The 23,591-nt window shown below is 70.2% G+C and carries 13 protein-coding genes and 1 pseudogene; 4 read left to right on the forward strand and 10 right to left on the reverse strand.

The features are described 5' to 3' along the window. From WJ438_RS34305 to WJ438_RS34350, 10 genes and pseudogenes are all read right to left on the reverse strand, one after another. A complete protein-coding gene (locus tag WJ438_RS34305) occupies window positions 1–1,248 on the reverse strand; it encodes a hypothetical protein (RefSeq protein WP_406728656.1) in 1,248 nt (415 codons plus the stop codon). Between the two features lie 12 nt (window positions 1,249–1,260). Beyond that, window positions 1,261–1,512 carry an acyl carrier protein gene (locus WJ438_RS34310; protein ID WP_406728657.1) on the reverse strand — a complete coding sequence of 84 codons (252 nt, stop codon included), beginning with the start codon at window positions 1,510–1,512 and terminating at the stop codon, window positions 1,261–1,263. Between the two features lie 670 nt (window positions 1,513–2,182). Continuing rightward, complete coding sequence (locus WJ438_RS34315; protein WP_406728658.1) at window positions 2,183–3,115, reverse strand: 3-hydroxyacyl-CoA dehydrogenase family protein; 933 nt, start codon at window positions 3,113–3,115, stop codon at window positions 2,183–2,185. Continuing rightward, window positions 3,096–4,025: pseudogene (locus tag WJ438_RS34320) on the reverse strand (beta-ketoacyl reductase); the annotation flags it as partial. The pseudogene WJ438_RS34320 and the gene WJ438_RS34315, both read right to left, overlap by 20 nt. After that, window positions 4,010–5,221 (reverse strand): polyketide synthase dehydratase domain-containing protein, encoded by a 1,212-nt coding sequence (locus tag WJ438_RS34325; RefSeq protein WP_406729895.1) that lies wholly within the window; start codon window positions 5,219–5,221, stop codon window positions 4,010–4,012. The pseudogene WJ438_RS34320 and the gene WJ438_RS34325, both read right to left, overlap by 16 nt. After that, window positions 5,160–8,531, reverse strand: a complete 3,372-nt coding sequence (locus WJ438_RS34330; protein ID WP_406728659.1) for a type I polyketide synthase — start codon at window positions 8,529–8,531, stop codon at window positions 5,160–5,162. The genes WJ438_RS34325 and WJ438_RS34330 overlap by 62 nt, the downstream gene beginning before the upstream one ends. Continuing rightward, on the reverse strand, window positions 8,509–13,116 hold the full coding sequence (locus tag WJ438_RS34335; protein ID WP_406728660.1) for an SDR family NAD(P)-dependent oxidoreductase: 4,608 nt from the start codon (window positions 13,114–13,116) through the stop codon (window positions 8,509–8,511). Before WJ438_RS34335 ends, WJ438_RS34330 begins: the two co-directional genes overlap by 23 nt. Beyond that, the gene (locus WJ438_RS34340; protein ID WP_406728661.1) at window positions 13,113–17,462 is read right to left on the reverse strand and encodes an SDR family NAD(P)-dependent oxidoreductase; all 4,350 of its coding nucleotides are present in this window, start codon (window positions 17,460–17,462) and stop codon (window positions 13,113–13,115) included. Before WJ438_RS34340 ends, WJ438_RS34335 begins: the two co-directional genes overlap by 4 nt. Continuing rightward, entirely contained in the window at window positions 17,434–17,667 is a 234-nt protein-coding gene (locus WJ438_RS34345; RefSeq protein ID WP_406728662.1) for a beta-ketoacyl synthase N-terminal-like domain-containing protein, read from the reverse strand. The genes WJ438_RS34340 and WJ438_RS34345 overlap by 29 nt, the downstream gene beginning before the upstream one ends. Then, window positions 17,660–19,552, reverse strand: coding sequence for a non-ribosomal peptide synthetase (locus WJ438_RS34350; RefSeq protein ID WP_406728663.1), 1,893 nt, complete (start codon window positions 19,550–19,552; stop codon window positions 17,660–17,662). Before WJ438_RS34350 ends, WJ438_RS34345 begins: the two co-directional genes overlap by 8 nt. A gap of 399 nt (window positions 19,553–19,951) precedes the next feature. Here WJ438_RS34350 and WJ438_RS34355 point away from each other — a divergent pair, with 399 nt between their 5' ends. From WJ438_RS34355 to WJ438_RS34370, 4 genes are read left to right on the forward strand one after another with little or no spacing between them, the layout of a single operon-like run. Then, the gene (locus WJ438_RS34355) at window positions 19,952–20,743 is read left to right on the forward strand and encodes a pyridoxal-phosphate dependent enzyme (RefSeq protein ID WP_406728664.1); all 792 of its coding nucleotides are present in this window, start codon (window positions 19,952–19,954) and stop codon (window positions 20,741–20,743) included. A gap of 26 nt (window positions 20,744–20,769) precedes the next feature. Next, window positions 20,770–21,102, forward strand: a complete 333-nt coding sequence (locus WJ438_RS34360; protein ID WP_406728665.1) for a pyridoxal-phosphate dependent enzyme — start codon at window positions 20,770–20,772, stop codon at window positions 21,100–21,102. A gap of 58 nt (window positions 21,103–21,160) precedes the next feature. Continuing rightward, window positions 21,161–22,300 carry an acyl-CoA dehydrogenase family protein gene (locus tag WJ438_RS34365; RefSeq protein WP_406728666.1) on the forward strand — a complete coding sequence of 380 codons (1,140 nt, stop codon included), beginning with the start codon at window positions 21,161–21,163 and terminating at the stop codon, window positions 22,298–22,300. Then, window positions 22,297–23,589, forward strand: coding sequence for a condensation domain-containing protein (locus tag WJ438_RS34370; protein WP_406728667.1), 1,293 nt, complete (start codon window positions 22,297–22,299; stop codon window positions 23,587–23,589). The genes WJ438_RS34365 and WJ438_RS34370 overlap by 4 nt, the downstream gene beginning before the upstream one ends. Window positions 23,590–23,591: the final 2 nt, after the last annotated feature.

Consider the following 23,591-nt stretch of genomic DNA (forward strand, 5'->3'; position numbering starts at 1 on the left):
TCAGATCCCCCACGCCGCCGACTCTGTCCGGATCTGCTCCGGCCATTGCCGGCGGTCCGGTCCGTACTGGCAGAGGAAGGCGTAGGTGAGCCGTTCCAGGCCGAACCCGACGCATCCGCTGCGCACCGGTTCGTCCGCCCCGCGGGAGATGTCGAACGCCCGCCCGAACAGGTCGTCGTGGAAGTTGAAGGAGCCGACGGCGATGCTGCGGTCCTCGGCGACGGGGAGCTGCAACTCGTACTTGAGCTCCAACAGCCGCTGGGTCCCGATCCGGTCCGAGGTGTCGGGGCCGCAGAAGAACGGGTCGTTTCCCACCTCGCAGTGCCCGCTCAGGCCGAGATCCTCGATGAAGGCGAAGACTTTCCGCATGAACGTCTCCCGTGCGGTCAGGATCTGCTCCCGCGAGCCGAGGAAAACGATCTCCCGGATGGTGAAGTCCCACAGTCGCTCCAGGCCGGCCGCGTACCCCGCCTCGAACCGGAATGACTTGCCGCGGGCGGTGACCACGTGCAGCCGGTCAGCCGCCAAGCGGCGGCCGCTGAACTGGTGGAAGGTGTGGTAGCACATGGTCGGCGGGAGGCAGTAGTCGACGTTGCCGCAGGATTCCAGCACCTCGGGGCCGATGCCCGCTTCGGCTCGGGCCGCCCGGAAGTCCCGGTAGACGTCGATGTCGTTGCGCAGCCGGGTGACGAACATCAGGTGCTGCGGGAATGCCCCGAAGTAGCCGGCGTTCTCCAGCGCCTTCGTTCTGATGAGCGTGGGGTAGCGGTATTCCTGGGCGGTGAAGTCCTCGGCGAGGAGTGCCAACAGTGCCGCGTCGAAGTACGCGAGGAGGGACAGCAGCGGCTCGCCGATGGCCACTTGCCCCTCCCCGGCCTCGTACACGGCGCCCGTCGCGACGAGTGTCGGCAACACTTCGGAATTCGCCGACCGCCGGTGCGGCGAGGTCCAGATCCCCTTGGCCGGGGTGACCCGCTGCAGGCGGACGTCGTTGTCGATCACGAAGTTCAACTTCTCGGTCAGCTCGTCGGCGTCGAGCGATTCGCGAGAGAACACCGTGACCGCGTGGACGGAGGCTTCGTCCGCCTCGAGCCGGAACCCGGTGATCTCCGGCGACACGAACAACACGCGGCGCTCGACCTCCGGGGCCAGGGCCACCGGGAGCGGGGCCCGCAGAGCCACCCGCGTGGACGTGTCGGCGGGTGGCCCGGCGAGCCGGCGGCCCGGGGAGGTTTGCGGCGGAATCATGATCGATCGCTCCTAAGCCGACGCCGGCGCCTTCGACGCGACGAACCCGACCAGGCCGTCGACCGTGCGGAAGTTGTCGAAATCCATGTCGGCGGGGCCGAGAGTGAGCTCGAACTCCCTCTCCAGGAAGGCCACCAACTGCATGGCGAAAAGGGAGTTGACGTATCCGAGAGCGAAGAAGTCGTCGCTGTCGGCCAGGGGTTCGCCGCCCAGTTGCGGCTCCAGGAACTGTCGGATGCGGGTGCGGACGAAGTCGTGGTTCATCGGTGTGATCCCCTTCTGATTCTTGAGTAAGCGGTTCTGGTTCGTCCACCAGAAGACTTTCCAGACTGTCTTGATGGGTTCTGTGGCAGTGTGTGGGCGCCGGGCGACTCCTGGGTCCTTCCTGGACCGCGAGTCCTTGGGAAAGAGCGGTGGCGCACGGTGTCCTCGGACCGCCACGAAAGTCTTGGCCGTGCGCGAGACATCGACCGTCGCGGTGTGAACCCGTCGCACGGTGACTCTCGTCTGAGCTCCGCGAGCCCTCCGGGCTCTAGGACAGACCAGGGCCCTCGCGGTGTGCCGCCGCCGCGAACGGCCCGCGAGACGACGACCCGTCGAATTCTGGGATCAGGTCGCCGCGCGGCCCGCACAGGACCGTGACCGCCTGAAGGAACAGCCCCGGCGCACGCGAGTGCTTCGGCCTCCCCAGCGCGCGACGGTGGGCGGCGAGCAGCTTGGCGAGGTAGCCCACGACGCGGCGGGAGATGTCGAGCGTGGCAACACAGGTGACCGACGTGAAGCCTCTGGTTGCACGGACGAGCTTGTGGTGAGAACCGTCCGAACCGGGGCTTTACCTCTGCCCGCACCCAAGAGGCCTTGCCAGGAACTGCCCGGAACATCCCGCTTCCGCCCCTTCACGCCGCAACGCGGAGATCATTTCGCCGAGAAAACCTCAGTAGGTGTAGAAACCGCGGCCCGTCTTGCGGCCCAGCAGCTTGGCGTCGACCATCTTCTGGAGCAGGGGCGCCGGCCGGTACTTACTGTCGCGGTAGCTCTCGTACATGACCGTGATGGAGTTCAGGATCGTGTCCAGGCCGATCAGGTCGGCGGTCTCCAGCGGCCCCATCCGGTGGCCGAAGCAGCCCCGGAACATCTGGTCCACCTGCGCGGCGGTGGCAACCTGATCCTGTACGCAGAACACCGCCTCGTTGACGGTCAGCATCAGGACCCGGTTGGTCACGAAGCCCGGGGCGTCCTGGACGACGATACCCTCCTTGCCGAGATCGCGGAGCAGGGAGAGCGCGGTGTCCAGCGTCTCTTCCGAGGTGAAGTGCCCGCGTACCACCTCGACCGTGTCCACCAGTGGGACCGGGTTCATGAAGTGCAGGCCGATGACGGACTCCGGACGGGTCGTCACCGAAGCGAGCCGGGTGATCGGCACCGCCGAGGTGTTGACGCCGAAGATCACGCCGGGGCGGCAGATCGTGTCGATCCGCTCGTAGACCTCACGCTTGGTGTCCCAGTGCTCGGTGACGTTCTCGACCACGAAGTCGACATCGGCCAGCGCCTCCGGCGCGGTGGCGCTCCGGATGCGGGACAGCACCGTGCCGGGGTCTTCCTTGGCCCCGCTCCCTGCGACCATGCCTTGGACCAGCAGGTCGCGCCTGATCTGGGACAGGGCATCGTCGAGCCGGCTGTCGGTCACGTCGATGAGAACGACCTCGTATTCCGCCTGCGCGAACGCCTGGGCGACGCCCCGGCCGATCGTGCCCGCGCCGACAACGCCTACTGTTCGGATGCTCAAGGGGTGCCGTCCTTGTCGTTCGGGGCTGAGAGGGGGAGACCACGCCGTCCAGGTGTGCGGCCAGTTCCGCGATGGTGACATGTCGGTACAGGTCGGCCATCGACAACCGGATGTTCAGGGCCTTCTGCACGCTCTGCGCAATCCGCAGCGCGGCCAGCGAGTCCACTCCGAGGGCGAAGGAGGTGTCGTGCACGTTGAGTGCGCTGATGCCGAGCTCCTTGGCCCAGACAGCGGCAAGTGCGCGTTCGGTGGGCGTGTACGCGGAGTCCGGCCGCCCGGCCAGCACCGGGCCGTCGGCAGCGGGCGACGCCCGCTGCCGACGGCCCGGTGCTGCGGTCGTGCGCGCGGCCTGCAGGGCCTTCTCGATCGAGGCGGCCAGCAGCAGCGGCGGCCGGGTCAGCAGCGCGGCCGGGCCGCGGTCGCCGGGTGCACTCAGCGCGGGATGATTGATCTCGCCGACGATGACGTGCTCACTGTCCGCCGCCAAGATCTCGGTGAAGCTGTCGAGTGCGTCCGCGATCGATATGGAGCGGAAGAAGCCCTGGTCGGGCGGGACTCCGTGGTCGTGGGCCATCCCGGTGCCGAGCCAGTCGCTCCAGTCGATCGCGACCGTGCGGCGACCGCGCGCGCCACGCTCCTCCGCGAGTGCGGTGAGGTAACTGTTGGCGGCAGTGTAGTCCCCCTGCCCGGCCGCGCCGAAGACCGAGACCGTCGACCCGAAGAGAACCATGCAGTCGGGCGGGTCCTGGGCCGTGACCAGATCGAGTACCGCCGCCCCGAGCACCTTGGGCGCCAGGGTCGCGCGGAAGGTCGTGGCATCCTTGCGGAACAGGAAACCGTCGCCGGCGACGCCGGCGGCGTGCAGGACACAACTGATGGATCCGAGATCGGCCCGGATCTCATCGACGATCTGCGCCATCCGCACAGGGTCGGTGACATCTCCCCGGTACCAGCGGACCTCGGCCCCGAGTTCGGTCAACTCGCGCAGCACGACCAGTTTCCGCCGGAGCCCGGTGTCCTCCGCCGGGACCTGCTCCCACAGCCCGCGCGGGGAAGCTCCGAACGCCCCACCAAGGCCAGCCGCACCCCCGGGACGGTCTCGGCCAAGTGCCGGGCGACCGCGAGGCCGAGGCCGCCGAGGCCGCCGGTGACCAGGTGGACGCCGTCCTCCGGGAGCGGCGCGGCGCGAACCTCGTCCTGGAGCCGCACCGGCGTCAGCTGCGCCGCGTAGCGGGTGCCGCCGCGGAGGGCCGTGACGGTCGGTGTGCGCACTCCGAACAGCTCGGCGCAGATCTCCTCGACGGCGGTGTCGTCCGAGACGTCGACGCAGAGGACATCGGTCCCGTCGTGCTCCATCCCGATCACTTTCGCCAGGCCGAACAGTGTCGCGTGAACGGCCGCCGTCGAGCGCTCGTGTCCGGTCACCCGGGCCACCTCGGGCGCGACAACACTGAACCTGCCGGGCACCGCGTCGCGCTCCGAGAGGGCCCGGATCAGGTGGAAGAGGCTGTGGACCCCGTGCCCAAGCCGGTGCTCGAGCGCCATCGGGTCGATCGGCCCCGGCCCGACGGGTGCCGCGACATGCACGACCTCGGCGGGACGCCGGCCGCCGAGCGTGTCGAGCAGCCGACCGAAGCCCTCGGCAGTGGGCGGGACGATGCAGCGGCCGGGCTCGTCGACCGGGCTCCACCGTGCCCCGAGCTCGGCGTGGGTGACCTCGATCCCCCGGGCCCGGATCGCCTCGGCCAGCTCGACACCCGGGCCACCGGGCTCCGCAACGAGCAGCACGCTCTCCGGTACAGCGGGTGCGTCAGGCGCACCGGTCGGGGCCGGCAGGGGCACCCAGCGAAGCGTGTGGTGCCGCGCGTGCGGGCGCAGCCGCGCGACGGTGGCCTTGGCGTCGGTGACCCGCTTGGTGGTGAAACCGCGAACCTCCACTGCCGGCCTGCCCGCGTCGTCGCAGATCACGACATCAACCTTGCGGATCTCGGAGCCGGGCCGGTGATCGGCGTGCGGTCGGATGAGGCTGAACCCCCGGGCAGGGATTGCGCCGAGAATCCGCAGCGAGTCGTATCCCACCGGCAAGAAGAAGTCCCGATCCGTGACGACCCGGCGACGCTCGTGCTCATCCGCCAGGACGGCGAACGCGCTGAACCCCGTGGCGTGGTCGAGCAGCGCGGGATGCAGAACGAACTGCTCGCACTCGGTCCGATGGGCGGCCTGGCAAGTCGAGCCGGCCGAGGGCGACGTTCACCCCGATGTGCACCGCAGGCAGGCTCTCCCGCCACCGCGGGCCGAACGTCATGGTCCTGTGCGCGTCCAGCCGCTCGCCGGTGTCGACGGTCTCGAGGGCGCAGATCCTGCGCAGTTCTGCGAGGTCCTGTTGCGGAGTCCGCTCGGCGAACGGCCCGACGGCCGCGGTGCCGCGGGCGTGGACGGTCCAACCGTCGTCGACCGCGTCCCGGCTCGCGACCGTGAACTCGGCGAGGCCGTCCGTGAGGTCGCGGACGGTGGTGTGCACCGTTCGGGCCGTCCCGTCGGGAACCAGCAGGGGCACCAGAAACGTCACGTCCCGCAGCTCGGTGACTGGTCGGCCGAAGTGCACCGCCGCCGCGGCGCGGGCCATTTCCAGATAGGTGGTACCCGGAACGATCGCCTCCCCGAGCAGCCGGTGTTCGGACAGTACCCAGTGGCGTTCAACGGACAGCTCTGTACGGAAGACGGACTGGCCCAGCGAACGGAGCACGAGCTCGTCGAGCAGTGGGTGGGGTGCCTGCTCGGTCGGGGCGGCCGGTCGGGGCACCGCCTTCTCCAGCCAGTGGTGTCGGGGGTGGAGGGGGTGGGTGGGCAGGGGGATGCGCCGGCGGTGCTGGCCGTGGTAGTAGCCCTTCCAGTCAGGACCGGCACCGCTCTGCCACAGCAGCGCCAGGGCGCGGTGGAGGGTCTCGACGGGGGTGCGGCGGTCACGGCGGTGCGGCAGAGAGGCCAGCGCCGTGGCGGCCTGCGCCCCGGCGCCGGCATCGGCGGCGGCGAGAATGCGGCGGGCCAGACCGGTGAAGGCCTGGCCGGGACCGATCTCCAGCACCACACTCCCGGCGGCGCCCGCCGCGGTGCGCACGCCGGCGTCGAACTCCACGGTGGAACGGATGTGCCGCCCCCAGTAACCGGGATCGACGGCCTCGGCATCGGTCAGCCAGGTCCCGGTCACATTGGAGACCACCGGGACACGGGGAGCGCGGCGCTCCACCGCCGCCACCGCCTCCGTGAACACCCCGACCACCGGCTCCATCAACGCGCAGTGGAAGGCGTGCGAGGTGGCCACCCGCTGGGTCGGCCACCCTCGCTCCGCGGCGAGTTCGGCGAACACCGCCAGGGCATCGTGGGGGCCGGAGACCACGCAGTCACGCGGACCGTTGTGCGCGGCCAGCGCCACCCCCTGCGGCAGCACCCCCTCCACCGCGCTCCGGTCGGCCATCGTGTTGAGCATCCCCCCGGGCGCCTGCTCCTGCATCAACCGCCCGCGCAGCGCCACCAGCGCCAACGCGTCCGGCAACGAGAACACCCCGGCCACACACGCCGCCGTCCACTCTCCCAGACTGTGACCGATCACCGCACCCGGCGTGATCCCCCACGACTGCCACAACCGCGCCAGCGCGTACTGCACCACGAACAGCGCCGGCTGCGCCCACCGCGTCTCCTCCAACCGGGCGGCCACCGACCGGTCCTCGGCCTCCGCGCACAGGACATCGCGGATGTCCGTCTCCAGCAGCGGTTCAAGCAGCCGGGCGCACTCGTCGACAGCCTCGCGGAAGACCGGCTCGTCGCGGTACAGCCCCCCCGCCATGCCCGGATGCTGACTGCCCTGGCCACCGAACAGGAACACCACCGGCGCGCTCTCCCGCACGGTGTGCCCGGTGGTGACCACCGCCGGGTCACGTGCCTCCAAAGCCCGCGCGATCTCCTCCGCGTCACTCCCCACGACCGTGCGACGGTAGGGAAACACCCGCCGTCCCACCGCCAACGTGTACGCCGCATCGCTCAGTTCGGGCCGCCGCTCGCGCAGATGCGCCGCCAACCGGTCCGTGGCCTCCTCCAACGCCCGCTCCGAACGCGCCGACAGCACCAGCGCCGCCACGCCCCGCGCGTCCCCCGTCTCCACCCGCCCCGGCGGCGCCTGCTCCACCACCACATGCGCGTTGCTCCCCCCGAACCCGAACGCGCTCACTCCCGCACGGCGCGCCCGCCCCGTTCGCGGCCACTCCTCCAGCGCCGTCTGCACCCGGAACCGGCCCCCCGCCAGGTCCACCTCCGGATTCACCCGCCGGTGATTCACCGTCGGCGGCAGCACCCCGTGCTCCACCGCCAGCACCGTCTTGATCAGCCCCGCCATCCCCGCGGCGGCGTCCAGGTGCCCCACATTCCCCTTCACCGATCCCAGCGCGCACCGGCCCCGCCCCCCGAACACCCGGCCCAGCGCCTGCACCTCGATCGAGTCGCCGACCAGTGTCCCGGTGCCGTGGGTCTCGATGTAGTCGATCTCCTCGGGCTCCACGCCGGCCACGGCCAGTGCTTCCGTGATGACCTCGGCCTGGCCGGCGACGCTCGGCGCGGTGAAGCTTGCTTTGACCGCGCCGTCGTTGCCGATCGCCGAGCCCTTGACGACCGCATGGATCGTGTCGCCGTCGGCCAGCGCGTCCTCCAGGCGCTTCAGGACCACCACACCGACGCCGCTGCCGAACACGGTGCCCCGCGCCTCCGCGTCGAACGGACGCACATGACCGTCCGGGGAGAGGAAGGAACCGTCCTGATACAGGTAACCGGTGTTCTCGGGGACTTTGAACGCCACTGCTCCGGACAGCGCCATGTCGCACTCGAAGTTCTGCAAGCTCTGGCAGGCCGCGTGGACAGCCACCAACGAGGTCGAGCACGCGGTCTGCACTGGAAAGCTCGGGCCCTTGAGGTCCAGCTTGTGCGACACCCGGCTGGTGAGGAAGGCAAGTTCGAAGCCGAGGCCGATGTTCTTGCCCCGGAGGGCCTCGCCGTGGTCCAGGTTGCTGAAGATGTTCTCGAGGTAGGCTGTGGTGCTTGCGCCGCCGAAGACGCCGACGGAGCCGTCGAACCGGGCCGCGTCGTAACCCGCGTCCTCCAGGGCCTGCCAGCACGTCTCCAGGAAAAGCCGATGCTGCGGATCCATCACCTCCGCCTCACGAGCCGTGTAACCGAAGAACTCCGCGTCGAACAGCCCCGCACCCTCGAACCGCGGCGCGGCCCTCACATAGTCTGACCGCCCGAACACCTCCGGCGGCACCCCGGCCGCCGCCAACTCCTCCTCCTCCAACGGGACGATCGACTCCACCCCGCCGCACACATTGGCCCAGAACTCCTCCACGCCGCCGGCCCGGGAAACCGCCCCGCCAACCCCACAACCGCCACACCCCGCTGCCCCGCGGTGTCCGTGAACTCGGGCTCGACCGTCATCGCTGTCCCCTCGCCGCACGGCGCCTTTGCTGGTACTCGCGCCGTTTCTGCATGTTCTCTCTGCGCTCTTCGAACGCGCGGCCGCCGGTGTCCGCCGGGGCCGGGCTCGCCGCCAGCTTCGCCAAGTGCGCGACGGTGAGTCCCTCGTACAGGTCGGCCAAGGTGACCTTGCACCCCAGTCGAGCGTTGATGACATTCACGAGCTGGATCGCGACCAGGGAATTGCCGCCCAGTTCGAAGAAGTTGTCGTGACTGCCGACGCTCCCGACACCCAGCAGGTCCTGCCACACCGTGCCGATGGCCCGCTCGATATCGTCGGCCTTCGGCACGGGTGCCGCACCGATCGCCGCGTCCGCAGCGGCCGTTGCGCGGGCCCTGAGAAGGGTGCCCTCATCCGTCGGCGACAGCGCCTCCGCGAACAGCGCGCCGAGCTCGACGGGTGACACGACGATCTGCGGCTCGTCGGCGCCGTCCAGGATCGTCTCCAGGGCGCGCAGCCCTTCGGCAACCGTCATTCCGCGAAGCTCCACGGACTGCTGCCGGGCCTGCTCCATGCCGGTCGGGACCGGGGTGTTGACCGCCATGCCGACACCCCTCCACGGGCCCCAGTCGATCGCGATCACCCGTCGGTGCCGACTGCGGTCCTGCGCGAACGCGTCCAGGAAGCAGTTCGCAGCGCAGTAGTCCACCTGTCCGGCGCTGCCGATGTTCGCGCCGTTCGAGCCGAACAGCAGCATGAAGTCGAGGTCCTGATCGGCGAGGGCCTCCTCCAGCACGAGGGTCCCCCGGACTTTCGGGAGCAGCACCTTCTCGGCTGATCGCAGGTTCTTGAGCTGGACGAGTCCGCCGCCGGGCACCCCTGCTGCGTGGAAGACGCCGTCGATCGCGCCCCAGCGCCGGACAGCTCGGGCCACGGCCTCACCCATCGCCTCCCTGTCCGCGACATCGGCCTGGACCACCAGAATCTCCGTGCCGGTTTCCCGTAGCCGCGACAGCCGCCGCACGATGGTGGCGACCCGGCCGTCACCGGGATTGTTCGCGAGCCAGGCCGCCCAGTCCTGGGCGGGCGGCAATGGGGTACGGCCTGTCAGCACGATCCTGGCGCCGCGCGCGGCGAGGTGCTCGGCGAGTTCCAGCCCCAGATCACCGGTTCCGCCCGTGATCAGGTACGTGCCGCCGCTGCGCAGCGTCGGCTTCCGTCCCGGCGCGGGCAACGGCCTGGTGGTGAAGTGCTGAACCCATCGGTGGATGCCGCGATGGGCGACTATCTCCGTTCCGGGGCCCGGCTCCTGGGAGAGCTCGGCCATCACCCGGTCGAGCAGTCGCGAGGTCGGGCCGGCCGCGAGGTCGAGGTCCACCGCGCGGCACCGCAGGCGGGGCATCTCGCGCGGCAGGACCCGGCACGGCCCGAGCAGCGTCGCCTTCGCCGGGTGCAGGCGCTCGACGCCGGTGACGTTGTGGAGGCCGTTGCTGAGCACCCACAAGCGGCACGCGGAGTCGTCGGCGCTCCGTGCGAGGGCCTGAGAGAGTCGGATGAGGCTCTCGAAACCGAGGGTGACGGCGGATTCCTCGTCCTCCCTCTCCCGATCGTCCATTGCGGTTACGCTCCACGCGTGGACGATGTCGGTCGGGGCCGCCCCGCAGTCGCCGAGTGCGGCGATGAGCCGGTCGTAGTCCGTGCTGCAGCGCGGATCCAGTTCGTAGCGTTCTGATCCGGTGCTGCGCCAGGCATCGCCCGCGGCGACCAACGACACGGCCGCGCCGCCGGTGCGCAGCCGATCGGCGAGGGCCTGGCCGACTCCGAGACGGTCGGTGAACACCAGCCACCGCCGGCCCTCCGGCAACTCTCCGCCGGGCAGGGCCTCTCTCCGCCAGGACGGCGCGTAGAACCAGTCCGCTACCTCGGCACGGCGCTTCGTCCCTCCGCATGCCGGCTCTGCCGCGACCGGCTTTCGTCTCTCCAGCCAGTGGTGTCGGGGGTGGAGGGGGTGGGTGGGCAGGGGGATGCGCCGGCGGTGCTGGCCGTGGTAGTAGCCCTTCCAGTCAGGACCGGCACCGCTCTGCCACAGCAGCGCCAGGGCGCGGTGGAGGGTCTCGACGGGGGTGCGGCGGTCACGGCGGTGCGGCAGAGAGGCCAGCGCCGTGGCGGCCTGCGCCCCGGCGCCGGCATCGGCGGCGGCGAGAATGCGGCGGGCCAGACCGGTGAAGGCCTGGCCGGGACCGATCTCCAGCACCACACTCCCGGCGGCGCCCGCCGCGGTGCGCACGCCGGCGTCGAACTCCACGGTGGAACGGATGTGCCGCCCCCAGTAACCGGGATCGACGGCCTCGGCATCGGTCAGCCAGGTCCCGGTCACATTGGAGACCACCGGGACACGGGGAGCGCGGCGCTCCACCGCCGCCACCGCCTCCGTGAACACCCCGACCACCGGCTCCATCAACGCGCAGTGGAAGGCGTGCGAGGTGGCCACCCGCTGGGTCGGCCACCCTCGCTCCGCGGCGAGTTCGGCGAACACCGCCAGGGCATCGTGGGGGCCGGAGACCACGCAGTCACGCGGACCGTTGTGCGCGGCCAGCGCCACCCCCTGCGGCAGCACCCCCTCCACCGCGCTCCGGTCGGCCATCGTGTTGAGCATCCCCCCGGGCGCCTGCTCCTGCATCAACCGCCCGCGCAGCGCCACCAGCGCCAACGCGTCCGGCAACGAGAACACCCCGGCCACACACGCCGCCGTCCACTCTCCCAGACTGTGACCGATCACCGCACCCGGCGTGATCCCCCACGACTGCCACAACCGCGCCAGCGCGTACTGCACCACGAACAGCGCCGGCTGCGCCCACCGCGTCTCCTCCAACCGGGCGGCCACCGACCGGTCCTCGGCCTCCGCGCACAGGACATCGCGGATGTCCGTCTCCAGCAGCGGTTCAAGCAGCCGGGCGCACTCGTCGACAGCCTCGCGGAAGACCGGCTCGTCGCGGTACAGCCCCCCCGCCATGCCCGGATGCTGACTGCCCTGGCCACCGAACAGGAACACCACCGGCGCGCTCTCCCGCACGGTGTGCCCGGTGGTGACCACCGCCGGGTCACGTGCCTCCAAAGCCCGCGCGATCTCCTCCGCGTCACTCCCCACGACCGTGCGACGGTAGGGAAACACCCGCCGTCCCACCGCCAACGTGTACGCCGCATCGCTCAGTTCGGGCCGCCGCTCGCGCAGATGCGCCGCCAACCGGTCCGTGGCCTCCTCCAACGCCCGCTCCGAACGCGCCGACAGCACCAGCGCCGCCACGCCCCGCGCGTCCCCCGTCTCCACCCGCCCCGGCGGCGCCTGCTCCACCACCACATGCGCGTTGCTCCCCCCGAACCCGAACGCGCTCACTCCCGCACGGCGCGCCCGCCCCGTTCGCGGCCACTCCTCCAGCGCCGTCTGCACCCGGAACCGGCCCCCCGCCAGGTCCACCTCCGGATTCACCCGCCGGTGATTCACCGTCGGCGGCAGCACCCCGTGCTCCACCGCCAGCACCGTCTTGATCAGCCCCGCCATCCCCGCGGCGGCGTCCAGGTGCCCCACATTCCCCTTCACCGATCCCAGCGCGCACCGGCCCCGCCCCCCGAACACCCGGCCCAGCGCCTGCACCTCGATCGGGTCGCCGACCAGTGTCCCGGTGCCGTGGGTCTCGATGTAGTCGATCTCCTCGGGCTCCACGCCGGCCACGGCGAACGCCTTGGTGATGGTCCGCGCCTGGCCGGCGACGCTCGGCGCGGTGAAGCCGACCTTGACCGCGCCGTCGTTGCCGATCGCCGAGCCCTTGACGACCGCATGGATCGTGTCGCCGTCGGCCAGCGCGTCCTCCAGGCGCTTCAGGACCACCACACCGACGCCGCTGCCGAACACGGTGCCCCGCGCCTCCGCGTCGAACGGACGCACATGACCGTCCGGGGAGAGGAAGGAACCGTCCTGATACAGGTAACCGGTGTCCGGCTCGGGATCCACGTGGACGCCGCCGCTGAGGGCCATGTCGCACTCATGATCGAGGAGGCTGCGGCAGGCCGTGTGCACCGCGACCAGGGCGGTGGAGCAGGCGGTGCGCATCGATACGGCCGGACCCGTCAGATCGAGCTTGTACGCCACCCGGCTGGCCAGGAAGCCGACCTCGTTCCCGACCAGGATCTGGGTAAGGCCCAGCATCTCGACGAGATCGGCCCGCGACAGCACATGTTGCAGGTAGCGGTTGGCCCCGGCGCCGCCGAAGACGCCGACGGAGCCGTCGAACCGGGCCGCGTCGTAACCCGCGTCCTCCAGGGCCTGCCAGCACGTCTCCAGGAAAAGCCGATGCTGCGGATCCATCACCTCCGCCTCACGAGCCGTGTAACCGAAGAACTCCGCGTCGAACAGCCCCGCACCCTCGAACCGCGGCGCGGCCCTCACATAGTCTGACCGCCCGAACACCTCCGGCGGCACCCCGGCCGCCGCCAACTCCTCCTCCTCCAACGGGACGATCGACTCCACCCCGCCGCACACATTGGCCCAGAACTCCTCCACGCCGCCGGCCCCGGGAAACCGCCCCGCCAACCCCACAACCGCCACACCCCGCTGCCCCGCGGTCATCGGGCCGACTTCAGGTCGCTGACGAGCGCCGCAAGCGTGCGGACCGTGGGCCCCTCGTAGACGATGGTGAGCGGCACAGCCACCATTAGCTCCTGTCGCAGTCGGTGCACCACCTGCAGGCCGAGCAACGAACTCCCGCCGAGTTCGAAGAAGTTGTCGTGTACGCCGACGCCCTCCACCCCGAGCAGGTCCTGCCAGATCTCCGCCACCCGGCGCTCCGTCTCCCCGTTCGGAGCGACGTAGGGGTTCGTCAGGTTCGGACGTTCATGCCGCCGCGCCGGTGTCGGCACGTCGGCGATCGGATCGGCCCAAAGGTCCTGGCGGGCGGACAGGTCACCAGTGGACACGGCGATCTGCGGCACGGCAGAGGCGTCGAGGATGGCCTCGAACACTCGGCGGCCTTCGTCCGGGGTCAGCGCGAGGTCGCGAACGGCCTCCCCCAGGCCCGATGCGGTGCGCTCGTGGTCGGAGAAGAACCAGCCCTCCCAGTTGACGCTGGTCCAAGGGCGACCGGGTACATGCCGATGCTGGGCGAACGCGTCGAGAGCGGCGTTGGCCGCGGCGTACGCGCCGAAGCCCAGCCCACCCAGCAGCGCGGCGACGGACGAGCAGATGATCGCGAAGTCCAGCTCCTGGTCCACCAGCAGGTCGTCCAGGATCTGCGCGCCGATCAGCTTGGGGCGGAAGTGCCAGGAGCTTTCCTCGGGTCCGAGATCCGGCAGCACCCGGTGGGCAGCCTGCCCGGTGGTTCCCGCGCAGTGCAGCACCCCGTTGACCGAGCCGTATTCCCGTAGGATTCGCTGACGCACCTCGGCCATGCCCGTGGAGTCCGCGACGTCCGCCGTGACCACCATGACCTGTGAGCCGAGCCGTTCCAGTTCGCGGACCGCGTCGATGGCCGAGCGCACACCGGCCGGGTGATCGTGATCGTCCCAGTGCTGTCGCTCGGGTAGACCGCTGCGGCCCAGCAGCACCAACCGGACCGGCTCCCGCTCGGCGAGGATTCGGGCCATGAGCAGGCCGATCTTCCCGAGGCCGCCGGTGATCAGGTACACCCCGTTCCGCCTGACCGGTGACGTGCCCGAAGGCGTCGGGGCAGCGGAGGTGAAGACAAGCGTCCACCGATGTCGACCGCGCAGGGCCACGGTCCGCCGGTCCGGTGCCGCAGTGAGTTCTGCGAGCAGTCGGTCGGTGGTGTCCGCCGCGTTGCTCCCGGAGAGCAGGTCGATATGGGTGCACACCAGGGACGGGTACTCCTGACCGATCACCCGGCCCAGACCCTGAACGGCGGCCTTGGGAGGGCAGAGGGGCTCGTCGCCGAGCACGGAGCAGACCTCGGTGGAGACAATGTCCCAGCGTTGCGGGCGGGTCATCAGCTCCGCCTCGGTCTCCTGCGCCCACCGGACGATGCTGTGGAAGGACCGCTGGAGCAGGGCCTCCACCTGCTCGGGCGCCGTCGCGCGGTCCGCGTCGTCCCCGATCGTCCAGCAGTGCACCACTCGATCGGGGAATGCGCCGTCGGCCCGCATCGCTTCGGCGAGCTTCCGGTAGTGCGTCGGCTCTGCGGGATCGACGGCGTATTCGTGCTCGTTCTGCCGGATCCAGTCGGTTCCGGCCTCCACCGTCCGCACCGTCGCACCACGTTCGCGCAGTGCCTCGGCCAGCCGTCGGCCGACGCCATTGGCGTCCGCGAAGACGAGCCAGGACTGATCGTCCAGCCGGACGTCGCCGGCCGGGCGCGCCTGGGTCAGGCGCTGCCAGGAAGGCGCGTAGAACCACTGCGGCAAGGAACCGTTCCGCTGCTGTGCGGAGGTGCTCCCGGCGCCCGTGCCACCCGGCTCCAACCAGTAGGACCGGTGCTCGAAGGGATAGGTCGGCAGGGGAATTCGCTTGCCGGACGGTACGGGCGGGAAGGGGGACGGGACACCCGAGAGCCACAACCGTCCGGCCGCGGCGAGCATCGCGGCCCGGTCGGTACGACGACCGGATGGGCCGGGGAGCGTGGGGACGACCACTCGATCGGCCGGCGCTGCCGGATGCTGGAGGAGGTCGGGCATGAGCGTCGGAGCCGGGCCGATCTCGACGACCGCGAGGCCCGGAACCGACCACAAGGTGCCAACCCCGTCGGCGAACCGGACGGTGGCCCGGACGTGCCCGGCCCAGTAACCGGGGTCGGTGGCCTCGGCGTCGGTGATCCAGGTGCCGGTGACGTTGGAGACGAACGGACGCGACGGCGGGCTCAGCCGGACCGAGCGGACCAGCTCGGTGTAGGGCTCGATCACCGGATCCATCAGGGCCGAGTGAAATGCGTAACGGCTCGTCAGGCGTCGGGTGACCACCCCGTTCCCGGCCATCGTCCGGGCCGCCCGTTCGATTCCCTCGACGGTGCCGGACAAGACGCAGCTGCGCGGACCGTTGACCGCGGCCACGCACACGTCGTCCGTGGTGAAGGCGGAGGCGGCCGCTTCGGAGAGCGGGACCGCCAGCATGGCGCCCTCGGGTTGCCGTTCGATGAGTGCCGCTCGGGCGACCACCAGACGCAGCGCGTCCGGTAGCGAGAAGACTCCGGCGACGCAGGCGGCGACGTACTCGCCGAGGCTGTGGCCGATCATCGCCTCGGGGGTCACACCCCAGGAGGCCCAGAGTTTTGCCAACGCGTACTCGAGGACGAACACCGCCGGGTACCCGAGCCGTGGTTGGTCGATCGGGTGGGTGCTGGGTGCCGGCTGTTCCAGCATGCGGGCGAACCCGCCGGCCGGGTCGGAGGGTCTCGGCTCGGCGAACAGGGTGGTGCGGATGTCCTCTCCGAGCAGCGGCGCCAGGAGGGCGGCGCAACGGTCGACTGCCTGAGCGAAGACCGGCTCGCTGCGGTACAGGCCCCGTGCCATGCCCGGGAACTGGGTGCCGAAGCCGGTGAAGACGAAGGCCACCGATCGGCGCCCCGACTCGGGGACCGAGGCGGTCAGGAGCCGTCCGTCGGTCCGGGCTTCGAGCGCCTCGATCGCCGCGTCGACGCCTTCGCACACCAGCGTCCGGCGGTGTGGGAAGGCCTTGCGGCCCTGCTGAAGCGTTCGGGCGACGTCCGTCAGAGCCGACCCGGGGTGCGACCGCAGGTGGTCCTGCAGCCGGTCGGTGGCCTTCTCCAGCGCCTCGGGGCTGCGAGCGGAGAGCACGATCAGATGTTCGAGGTCGGTCTGCTCGGGTGCCTGCTCGGGTGCCTGCTCGATGACGACGTGGGCGTTGGTGCCACCGAGGCCGAAGGCGCTGACCCCGGCGCGGCGGGGCCGACCCTCCGCCTGAGGCCAGAGCCGAAGCTCTGTGTTGACGTAGAAGGGGCTGCCGTCCAGGGCGATCCGCGGGTTCGGCTCCTCGAAGTGCAGGGAGGGCGGCAGTTGGCCGTGCTCCACCGCCAGGACGGTCTTGATCAGGCCGGCGATCCCAGCGGCCGAGTCGAGGTGCCCGATGTTCGACTTCACCGAACCAAGCGCGCAGCCACCGACGGGCGCGTCGACGAACGCGGAGGTCAGCGCGGAGAACTCGATCGGATCGCCGAGCGCGGTGGCGGTGCCGTGCAGCTCGACGTAGTCGATGCTCTCCGCCGGGATGTCGGCGTTGGCCAGGGCTGCAGTGATGACGGCGGACTGGGTGACGGCGTTGGGCGCGGTGAACCCCGCCCGGCGGGCGCCGTCGTTGTTGACGGCCGAGCCCTTGATGATGGCGTGTATATGGTCCCGGTCGGCGAGAGCGTCCCGCAGGCGCTTGAGCACCACCATGCCGACGCCGTCGGCGCCTGCGGTGCCCTGGGCCCGCGCGTCGAACGTCCGGCAGTAGCCGTCCGGGGAGAAGATGCCGTCCTCGCGGTACAGGTAACCGTCGCGGCGGCCGGCGTCGACCGATACACCGCCGGCGAGTGCCAGGTCGCACTGGTAGGCCAGCAGTGCCTGGCATGCTTCCACCACCGCGACCAGCGAAGTGGAGCAGGCGGATTGGATGTTGAGGCTTGGCCCCTCCAGGCCCAGCTTGTAGGAGATCCGGCTGCTGACAAAGTCCGAGCGATTGCCAATGATGGTCAGCTTGTCGGCCGGATTCCCGACAGCACCCGGCTGCGAGCCCACGTTGTGGAGCAGGTAGGTGTTGTGACCCGCGCCGGCGTAGACACCGACCAGTCCCTCCGTGCGTGCGGGGTCGTGGCCGGACGCCTCCATCGCGGCCCAGGCGCACTCGAGGAGTATCCGATGCTGGGGGTCCATCAGCTCGGCTTCGCGCGGCGAGATACCGAAGAAACCGGCGTCAAATCCCTTGATGTCGTCCAGCACATCAGCCGGCCGCGACGAATGCCGGATCACGCCTGGTCCCGGCGTCCACGCCTCGTGCGTCGAGTTCCTCGTCGGAGAATCGGGTGAGGGAACACACACCCGCCTTGAGATTGGCCCAGAACTGCTCGACGGAGTCGGCGCCGGGGAACCGGCCGGCCATGCCGATGACGGCGATGTCCATGGAGTCGTCGAACTCGTCGGCCTCCTGACGCGCACCGAGGATCGCCTCAGTCATGGTGTCCTCGCTTCGCTTGCAACTGCTGCTGTCTGCGCCTCGCCAGGGCGGCGTTCGGACGAGCGGCGGCGCGGGGAGCGACGGTCGGCTCGGATCCGGTCCGAGAGAGGAGCTCGGCCTGTGTGCGCACGGTCGGACGGGCGAAGAGCTCCAGCAGGTCGACCTCCCGGCCGGTGGCGGTCCGCAGGCGGTGCTGAAGCTCGACCATGAGCAGCGAGTGGCCGCCCAGGTCGAAGAAGTTCTGCTCCAGCCCGACCGGCCGGTGCAAGACCTCGCTCCAGGCCTCGGCCACCAGCCGTTCCAAGTGGTTCCCCGATGGCACGGACGGATGCGAACCGTGTTCCTCGGCCGGGGCCGGGAGGGCGCTCCGGTCGATCTTGCCGTGCGCCGACAGCGGCAACTCGGCCAGTGCCACCAGCGTTCGGGGGATCATGTGCGCCGGTAGCCGGTCACGCAGGTGTCGATCGAGATCCGAGGTATCGGCTGCCCCGGGGGCATGGAGTTCGACATAGGAGACCAGTCGCCGGTCACCCGGGACGTCCTCACGGACGATCGTCACCGCGTTCCGGACGTCGGGGTGGGCGATCAGCGCGGCGTCGATCTCCCCCGGCTCGATCCGGAAGCCGCGGATCTTGATTTGGTCGTCCCGGCGCCCGAGGAACGCCACCGTGCCGCCGGGCAGTCGACGTACGAGATCCCCTGTGAGGTACAGGCGGCCTGCGGCGAACCCGCCGGAGGGGCCTCGGACGAAAGCGGCCGCCGTGAGGTCCTCCCGGCGGTGGTAGCCGCGCGCGACGTTGCCGCCGCCGATCATGAGCTCCCCGACCTCTCCCTCCGGCACCGACTGCCCCTCGGTGTCCACGATGTACGCCTCGGTGCCCGCCAGCGGGACGCCGATCGGTGAGGTGTGCCAGTCGGCGTTCGGGTGGTCAGCGACCGCAAGCGTGAGCACGCCGACAGTGGTCTCGGTCGGTCCGTAGTGGTTGAAGACTCGGCAGGACGGCACAAGTTCCTGCAATTCACGCAGCCACCGCCAGTCCGACGGCTCACCGCCAATCACCAGCAGGCGGCGCGGCAGGAGTTCGGTGAAGCGCGGGGATTCTTGCAGGGCCTTCAGGTGCGAGGGCGCTATCTTCAGGAAGTCGACGCCCTTGGTCTGCACCCAGTCGGCGAACCGGTCGGCATCCAGCGCATGCTCACGGGGAATCATGTGCACCTCGCCTCCGGTGCACAGCGGCAGGACGAAGGCGGTGACGCTGGAGTCCACCGTCAAGGGCTGCACCATCGCGAAGCTGAGCGGCTCGTCGATGCCGAAGCGCTGGACGGCGGCGCAGGTGTACGAGGTCAGCTGACGATTCTCGACAACCACGCCCTTGGGTCTGCCGGTGGAGCCGGATGTGTAGAGCAGATATGCGGCCCTGGTCGGGACGGCGCCGGGTACCGACGGGTTGCCGGTGGGCCGGTCGGCGACCGTGCTCCACTCCGGGTCGATCACCACGGACCTGCCGGCCACGTCGGTCGAGGCCTCAGCGACGAGGGTCAACTCGGCCCCCGCGTCCTTCAGGATGCCGGCTCGGCGCTCGCTCGGGTCATGTGGATCCACCGGCACGTACGCTCCGCCGGCCTTGAGAACGCCGAGCACCGCCGCGGCCATCCGCAGCCCCCGCTCGAAGCAGACCCCCACGGTGACCTCGGGGCCGACCCCGGACGCCAGCAGCAGGTGCGCCACCTGGTTGGCCCGCCGGTTGAGCTCACCGTAGGTCAGGAAGGTGCCCTCGGCTCGGACCGCGACGCCATCCGGTCGATGCGCCGCCTGCTCCTCGAACAGCTGATGAAACGCCCGGTCTTCGAGCTGAGGTCCGGTGTCGTGGTGAGCGTCGGTCATGCGCTGCTCCTCAGCGTCGTCGTGCCCACTTGGCTACGCCGGCCGAATTTTTTCACGGGGAGTGAATCACCGCCCCGGGAATAGGGACGGAATTGACCGGCCGGTGTTTTCGGTTCGGCGAAAGCACACCCGGTCCGGTCGATCGGTGCAGGACGCTACCATGCCCGTTTTAGGAGCTGTTGTGAAAGGATCGGGCTCTTGCCCGCGTTCATCACCGACCCCACTCGGCCCACCATACCGAATTAATCGGACCAAACACTCCCGAAGCCGATTCGAGTATGGCAGTTTCCTGCCTGCGTTAGGTTCGCCGGCCCATCTTCGGGACAAGTCGGCTACGTTGGCCGCAGAAGCACGGACGGCTTTCCCCTAATACCGTCCCGATCACACAGGGAGTGTTCGATGGGGGTTGTCGCAGGCGACTCGGCACCGAAATTCGCTCTCGAATGCCTGCGCTGCGGGCACCGATGCGAAGCACAGTTCCTGCTCCGCTGTCCGGTCTGCGCGGGAGCCCTGGACGCCCGTCCCGAGCTGGCCGGCGCCACCGTCCGACCGGCTGACGAGCCGGAGCTGCGCTACCTGGACTTCCTACCGGTGGCCTCGCCCGCATTCCTGGACCCCGGCATCAGCGTAGCCACCCCGTGTCGTCCGGCGCCCCGGCTGGGTGCGGCGATCGGGGTGCCGAACCTGTGGGTGAAGGACGAGTCCCGGCAGCCCACCGGCACGGTCAAGGACCGGCTGGCCGCCGTTGCGCTCGCAGTGTTCCGCCAGTTCGGCATCAAGGAGTGGGTGGCCTCCAGCACCGGCAACAGCGCGACCGCCCTCGCCCGGGCCGCCGCCCGGGACACCGGTATGCGGGCCCACTTCTTCTGCGGTGCGGATTTCGTCGTCGACCACGACCTGCCGGCGAGCGGGAACATCGAGCTGACGGTCCTCGACACCGGCTACGCCGAGACCAACCGGGCCGCGCAGGATTTTGCCACGCAGCGTGGGCTGACCTGGGAGGGCGGGTTCTTCAACTGGGCCCGCCGGGAAGGGCTCAAGCTCGGTTACCTGGAGTCCTTCGACGCGATGCCCGTCCCTCCGGACACGGTGGTGCAGGCGGTCAGCAGCGGCATGGGCATGCTGGCCGCCCACAAGGGTGCCACCGAATACCTGACCCTGGGCCGGCTGCCGGCCGTCCCCGGATGGTGATGGTGCAGCAGGAGACGTGCGCCCCCATGGCGAACGCCTGGCAGCAAGGCCGCGACGAACTCGACGACCGGGACGTGGTCGTCCGGCCGAACGGACTGGCCAGGGCGATCCTGCTGGGCGACGCACGTGCCTGCTACCCCTATCTGCACAAGGTCGCCTCGGCCACCGGAGGATGCATCCTCTCCGTGACGCAATCCGAGCTCGCCAGGGCTCGTCACCTGCTCGCCGAACTCGAGGGCCTGACGGTCTGCTATTCCTCGGCGGCCACGATCGCCGCGATCGGCAAGCAGGCCGCCGACGGCGCGATCTCTCGCGATCACACCGTCCTGGCCGTACTCACCGGGCGTTCCCGAGCCTGAGTGGAACCCGCTCGCCAGCTCTCCGCCCTCGCCCGGTCGCACCTCAAGGATGCCGTTGATGCTCAGTCACCTTTCCCAGGAACAAATCAAATACCGGAACGACTTCCGGGAGTTCGCGGACCGCGTTCTGGTACCCAACGCGGCGCGGTACGACGCCGACCAGGCGATCCCCGACGACGTGATCGCGGACCTCGCCGGTCGCGGCTACCTCGGCGCCCTGCTCCCAGCGGAGGCCGGCGGGCTCGGCCTGGGAATGGTCGACTACGGCCTGCTCACCGAGGAGTTGGGCCGCGCCTGCCAGTCGATCCGCAACTTCGTCGCCTGTCAGGACATGGTCGCCCATTCGATCTGGAAGTGGGGCACTCCTGAGCACCGGGAACGCCGATTGCCCGGCATCCTCACCGGTCGGACACCGGCCGCCTTCGCTCTGACCGAGCCCGAGGTGGGCAGCGACGCCGCCGCCATCGAGACGACCGCCGTCGCCGACGGCGCGTCGATCGTGCTGCGGGGTACCAAGAAGTGGATCAGCTTCGCGCGGCGCGCCGAGCTCTTCCTCGTCTTCGCCCTGTTCGAGGGCCGGCACACCGCGTTCCTGGTGGATCGGCACACCCCGGGGTTGTCGGTCGAGCCCATTGAGGGGCTGCTCGGGCTGCGCGGTTCGATGCTCGGCCGGATCTCCTTGGAGGACTGCCGGATCCCCGCGACCGATCTCCTCGGCGGACCAGGCCTCGGGCTGACCTTCGTCGCCTCCAGTGCGCTCGACATCGGCCGGTACAGCACCGCGTGGGGCTCGGTGGGCCTGGCCCAGGCGTGCTTGGAGGCTTGCGCCGACTACGTCGGCCGGCGTTCGCAGTACGACGTGCGGATCAAGGAGCATCAGCTCGTCCAACGGCTGCTCGCAGACCTGATCACCGACACCACAGCGACCCGGCTGCTGTGCCACCATGCGGGGCGCGCCAAGGAACTGGCCGAACCGACCGCCGTCGAACACACCCTGATGGCGAAATACCGGGCATCCACGGTCGCGGTACAGGCCGCGGCGGCCGCGGTGCAGATCCATGGCGCGCAGGGGATCGGTCCGGAGCTGCCGGTCCAGCGATATTACCGTGACGCGAAGGTTCTGGAGATCATCGAAGGCACCACCCAGATCCAGCAGACCCTGCTGGGTCGCTTCGCCGCCCGGACGGTACAGCGGTGAGCGCCACCCGCAGCGGCCCAGTCACCTTCGGGCAGCTCTCGGTCATCCGCTCGCTGGCGGTCCACGGCCCAGAACGGCAGGCGGTGGCGAACCTGGTCAGCGTCTGGGAAGTGCCGCCAGGCATCGGCACGGCGGCGGTGATGGATGCGTGGCTGCGCCTGGTCGAGGCCCACGAGTCGTTGCGGACCACGTACGACTCGCCGGGTGAGCGACCGGTCCAGATCGTGCACCCGTTTCGGCCCTCCCGCATCCCGACGGTCGAACTCGCCGAGGACACGTCGGCCGCTGCCCAGCGAGCGACCGCGGAGTGGGCCAGGGAGCCGATCTCGATCGACACCGGACCGCCGTGGCGGGCCTTCGTCGCGGAACACCAGGGCGATCCACTCTGGTTCTGCACCGTGATCCACCATGTGGCGGCCGACAACGGCGCGCTGCGCATCCTGGAAGCACAGTTCCACGAACTGCTGGCGGGGCGGGCCCCGGCAGCTGCCGACCAGCCGCTCGACATGGCGTTGGCCCAGCTGGCGGACCCTGCGCGGATCCGCCAGGGCGTCGCCCACTGGACCGAGGTGTGGGATCGGCTGGTCCCCTCCGACCGAGACCCGACCGACACCAGTGAGCGCCGCCGCGCCTCGCTCTACAGCACTGCGGCTCTGGCGAGCGCCCGGGAGCTGTCCCAGCGGCTACGGATCTCGGTCCAGTCGGTTCTGCTTGCCATCGGCGCGCTGGCGCTCTCCCGGCTCGAGGGCCGCGAGCAACTGACGTTCGCGCTGATGGCGGCCAACCGGCTCGGTGGCCCCTGGGCCTCGGTGGTCGGATCGCTCAACCAGTACGCCCCGGTGACCGTGACGGTGGACGAGCGGACGCACCCGCTGAAGTTCCTGCAGGATCTGTACGTTCAGTCCCTGACTGCCTATCTGAACGGCTGCTACGACGTCGACGTGCTCAAGCGCAGCCTGCGGGAGGCCGGTTGCCGGGATGAGGACCCGACCGCCTTTGCCAAGCACTTCAACTTCCTGGGTGAGGTGGACGCCGAGCCGGAGCCGCGCTCCCTGCTGCGCACCGGAGTCGAATGGCGCGGGTCGGCCCAGCGTTCGGGTCCCAACTTCCATCTGGCGACGGCCGTCGGGACAGGACTCCTGATCGGGGTCGGCGCGAGTCGGCACTGTCTGGCGGACGACGCGCCGGCGCTCCTGGCTGCCTCCATCGAAGCGGGCATCGTGAATCTCGCCGAAGGAGCACACGATTCGCTCCGCAATCTGCGGCTGGATCCGATCAGAGCAGTGTGAGC

Source organism: Streptomyces sp. GD-15H (assembly GCF_045291515.1).
In the GTDB taxonomy this organism is placed as follows: Bacteria; Actinomycetota; Actinomycetes; order Streptomycetales; family Streptomycetaceae; genus Streptomyces.

Excerpts from the sequence above, each read along its gene's own strand:
- WJ438_RS34310 (WP_406728657.1), bottom strand. The coding sequence starts at position 1,512 with ATGAACCACGACTTCGTCCGCACCCGCATCCGACAGTTCCTGGAGCCG.
- WJ438_RS34315 (WP_406728658.1), bottom strand. The coding sequence starts at position 3,115 with ATGTCACCATCGCGGAACTGGCCGCACACCTGGACGGCGTGGTCTCCC.
- WJ438_RS34360 (WP_406728665.1), top strand. The coding sequence starts at position 20,770 with ATGGCGAACGCCTGGCAGCAAGGCCGCGACGAACTCGACGACCGGGAC.
- WJ438_RS34365 (WP_406728666.1), top strand. The coding sequence starts at position 21,161 with ATGCTCAGTCACCTTTCCCAGGAACAAATCAAATACCGGAACGACTTC.
- WJ438_RS34345 (WP_406728662.1), bottom strand. The coding sequence starts at position 17,667 with ATGACTGAGGCGATCCTCGGTGCGCGTCAGGAGGCCGACGAGTTCGAC.
- WJ438_RS34305 (WP_406728656.1), bottom strand. The coding sequence starts at position 1,248 with ATGATTCCGCCGCAAACCTCCCCGGGCCGCCGGCTCGCCGGGCCACCC.
- WJ438_RS34350 (WP_406728663.1), bottom strand. The coding sequence starts at position 19,552 with ATGACCGACGCTCACCACGACACCGGACCTCAGCTCGAAGACCGGGCG.
- WJ438_RS34335 (WP_406728660.1), bottom strand. The coding sequence starts at position 13,116 with ATGACCGCGGGGCAGCGGGGTGTGGCGGTTGTGGGGTTGGCGGGGCGG.
- WJ438_RS34355 (WP_406728664.1), top strand. The coding sequence starts at position 19,952 with ATGGGGGTTGTCGCAGGCGACTCGGCACCGAAATTCGCTCTCGAATGC.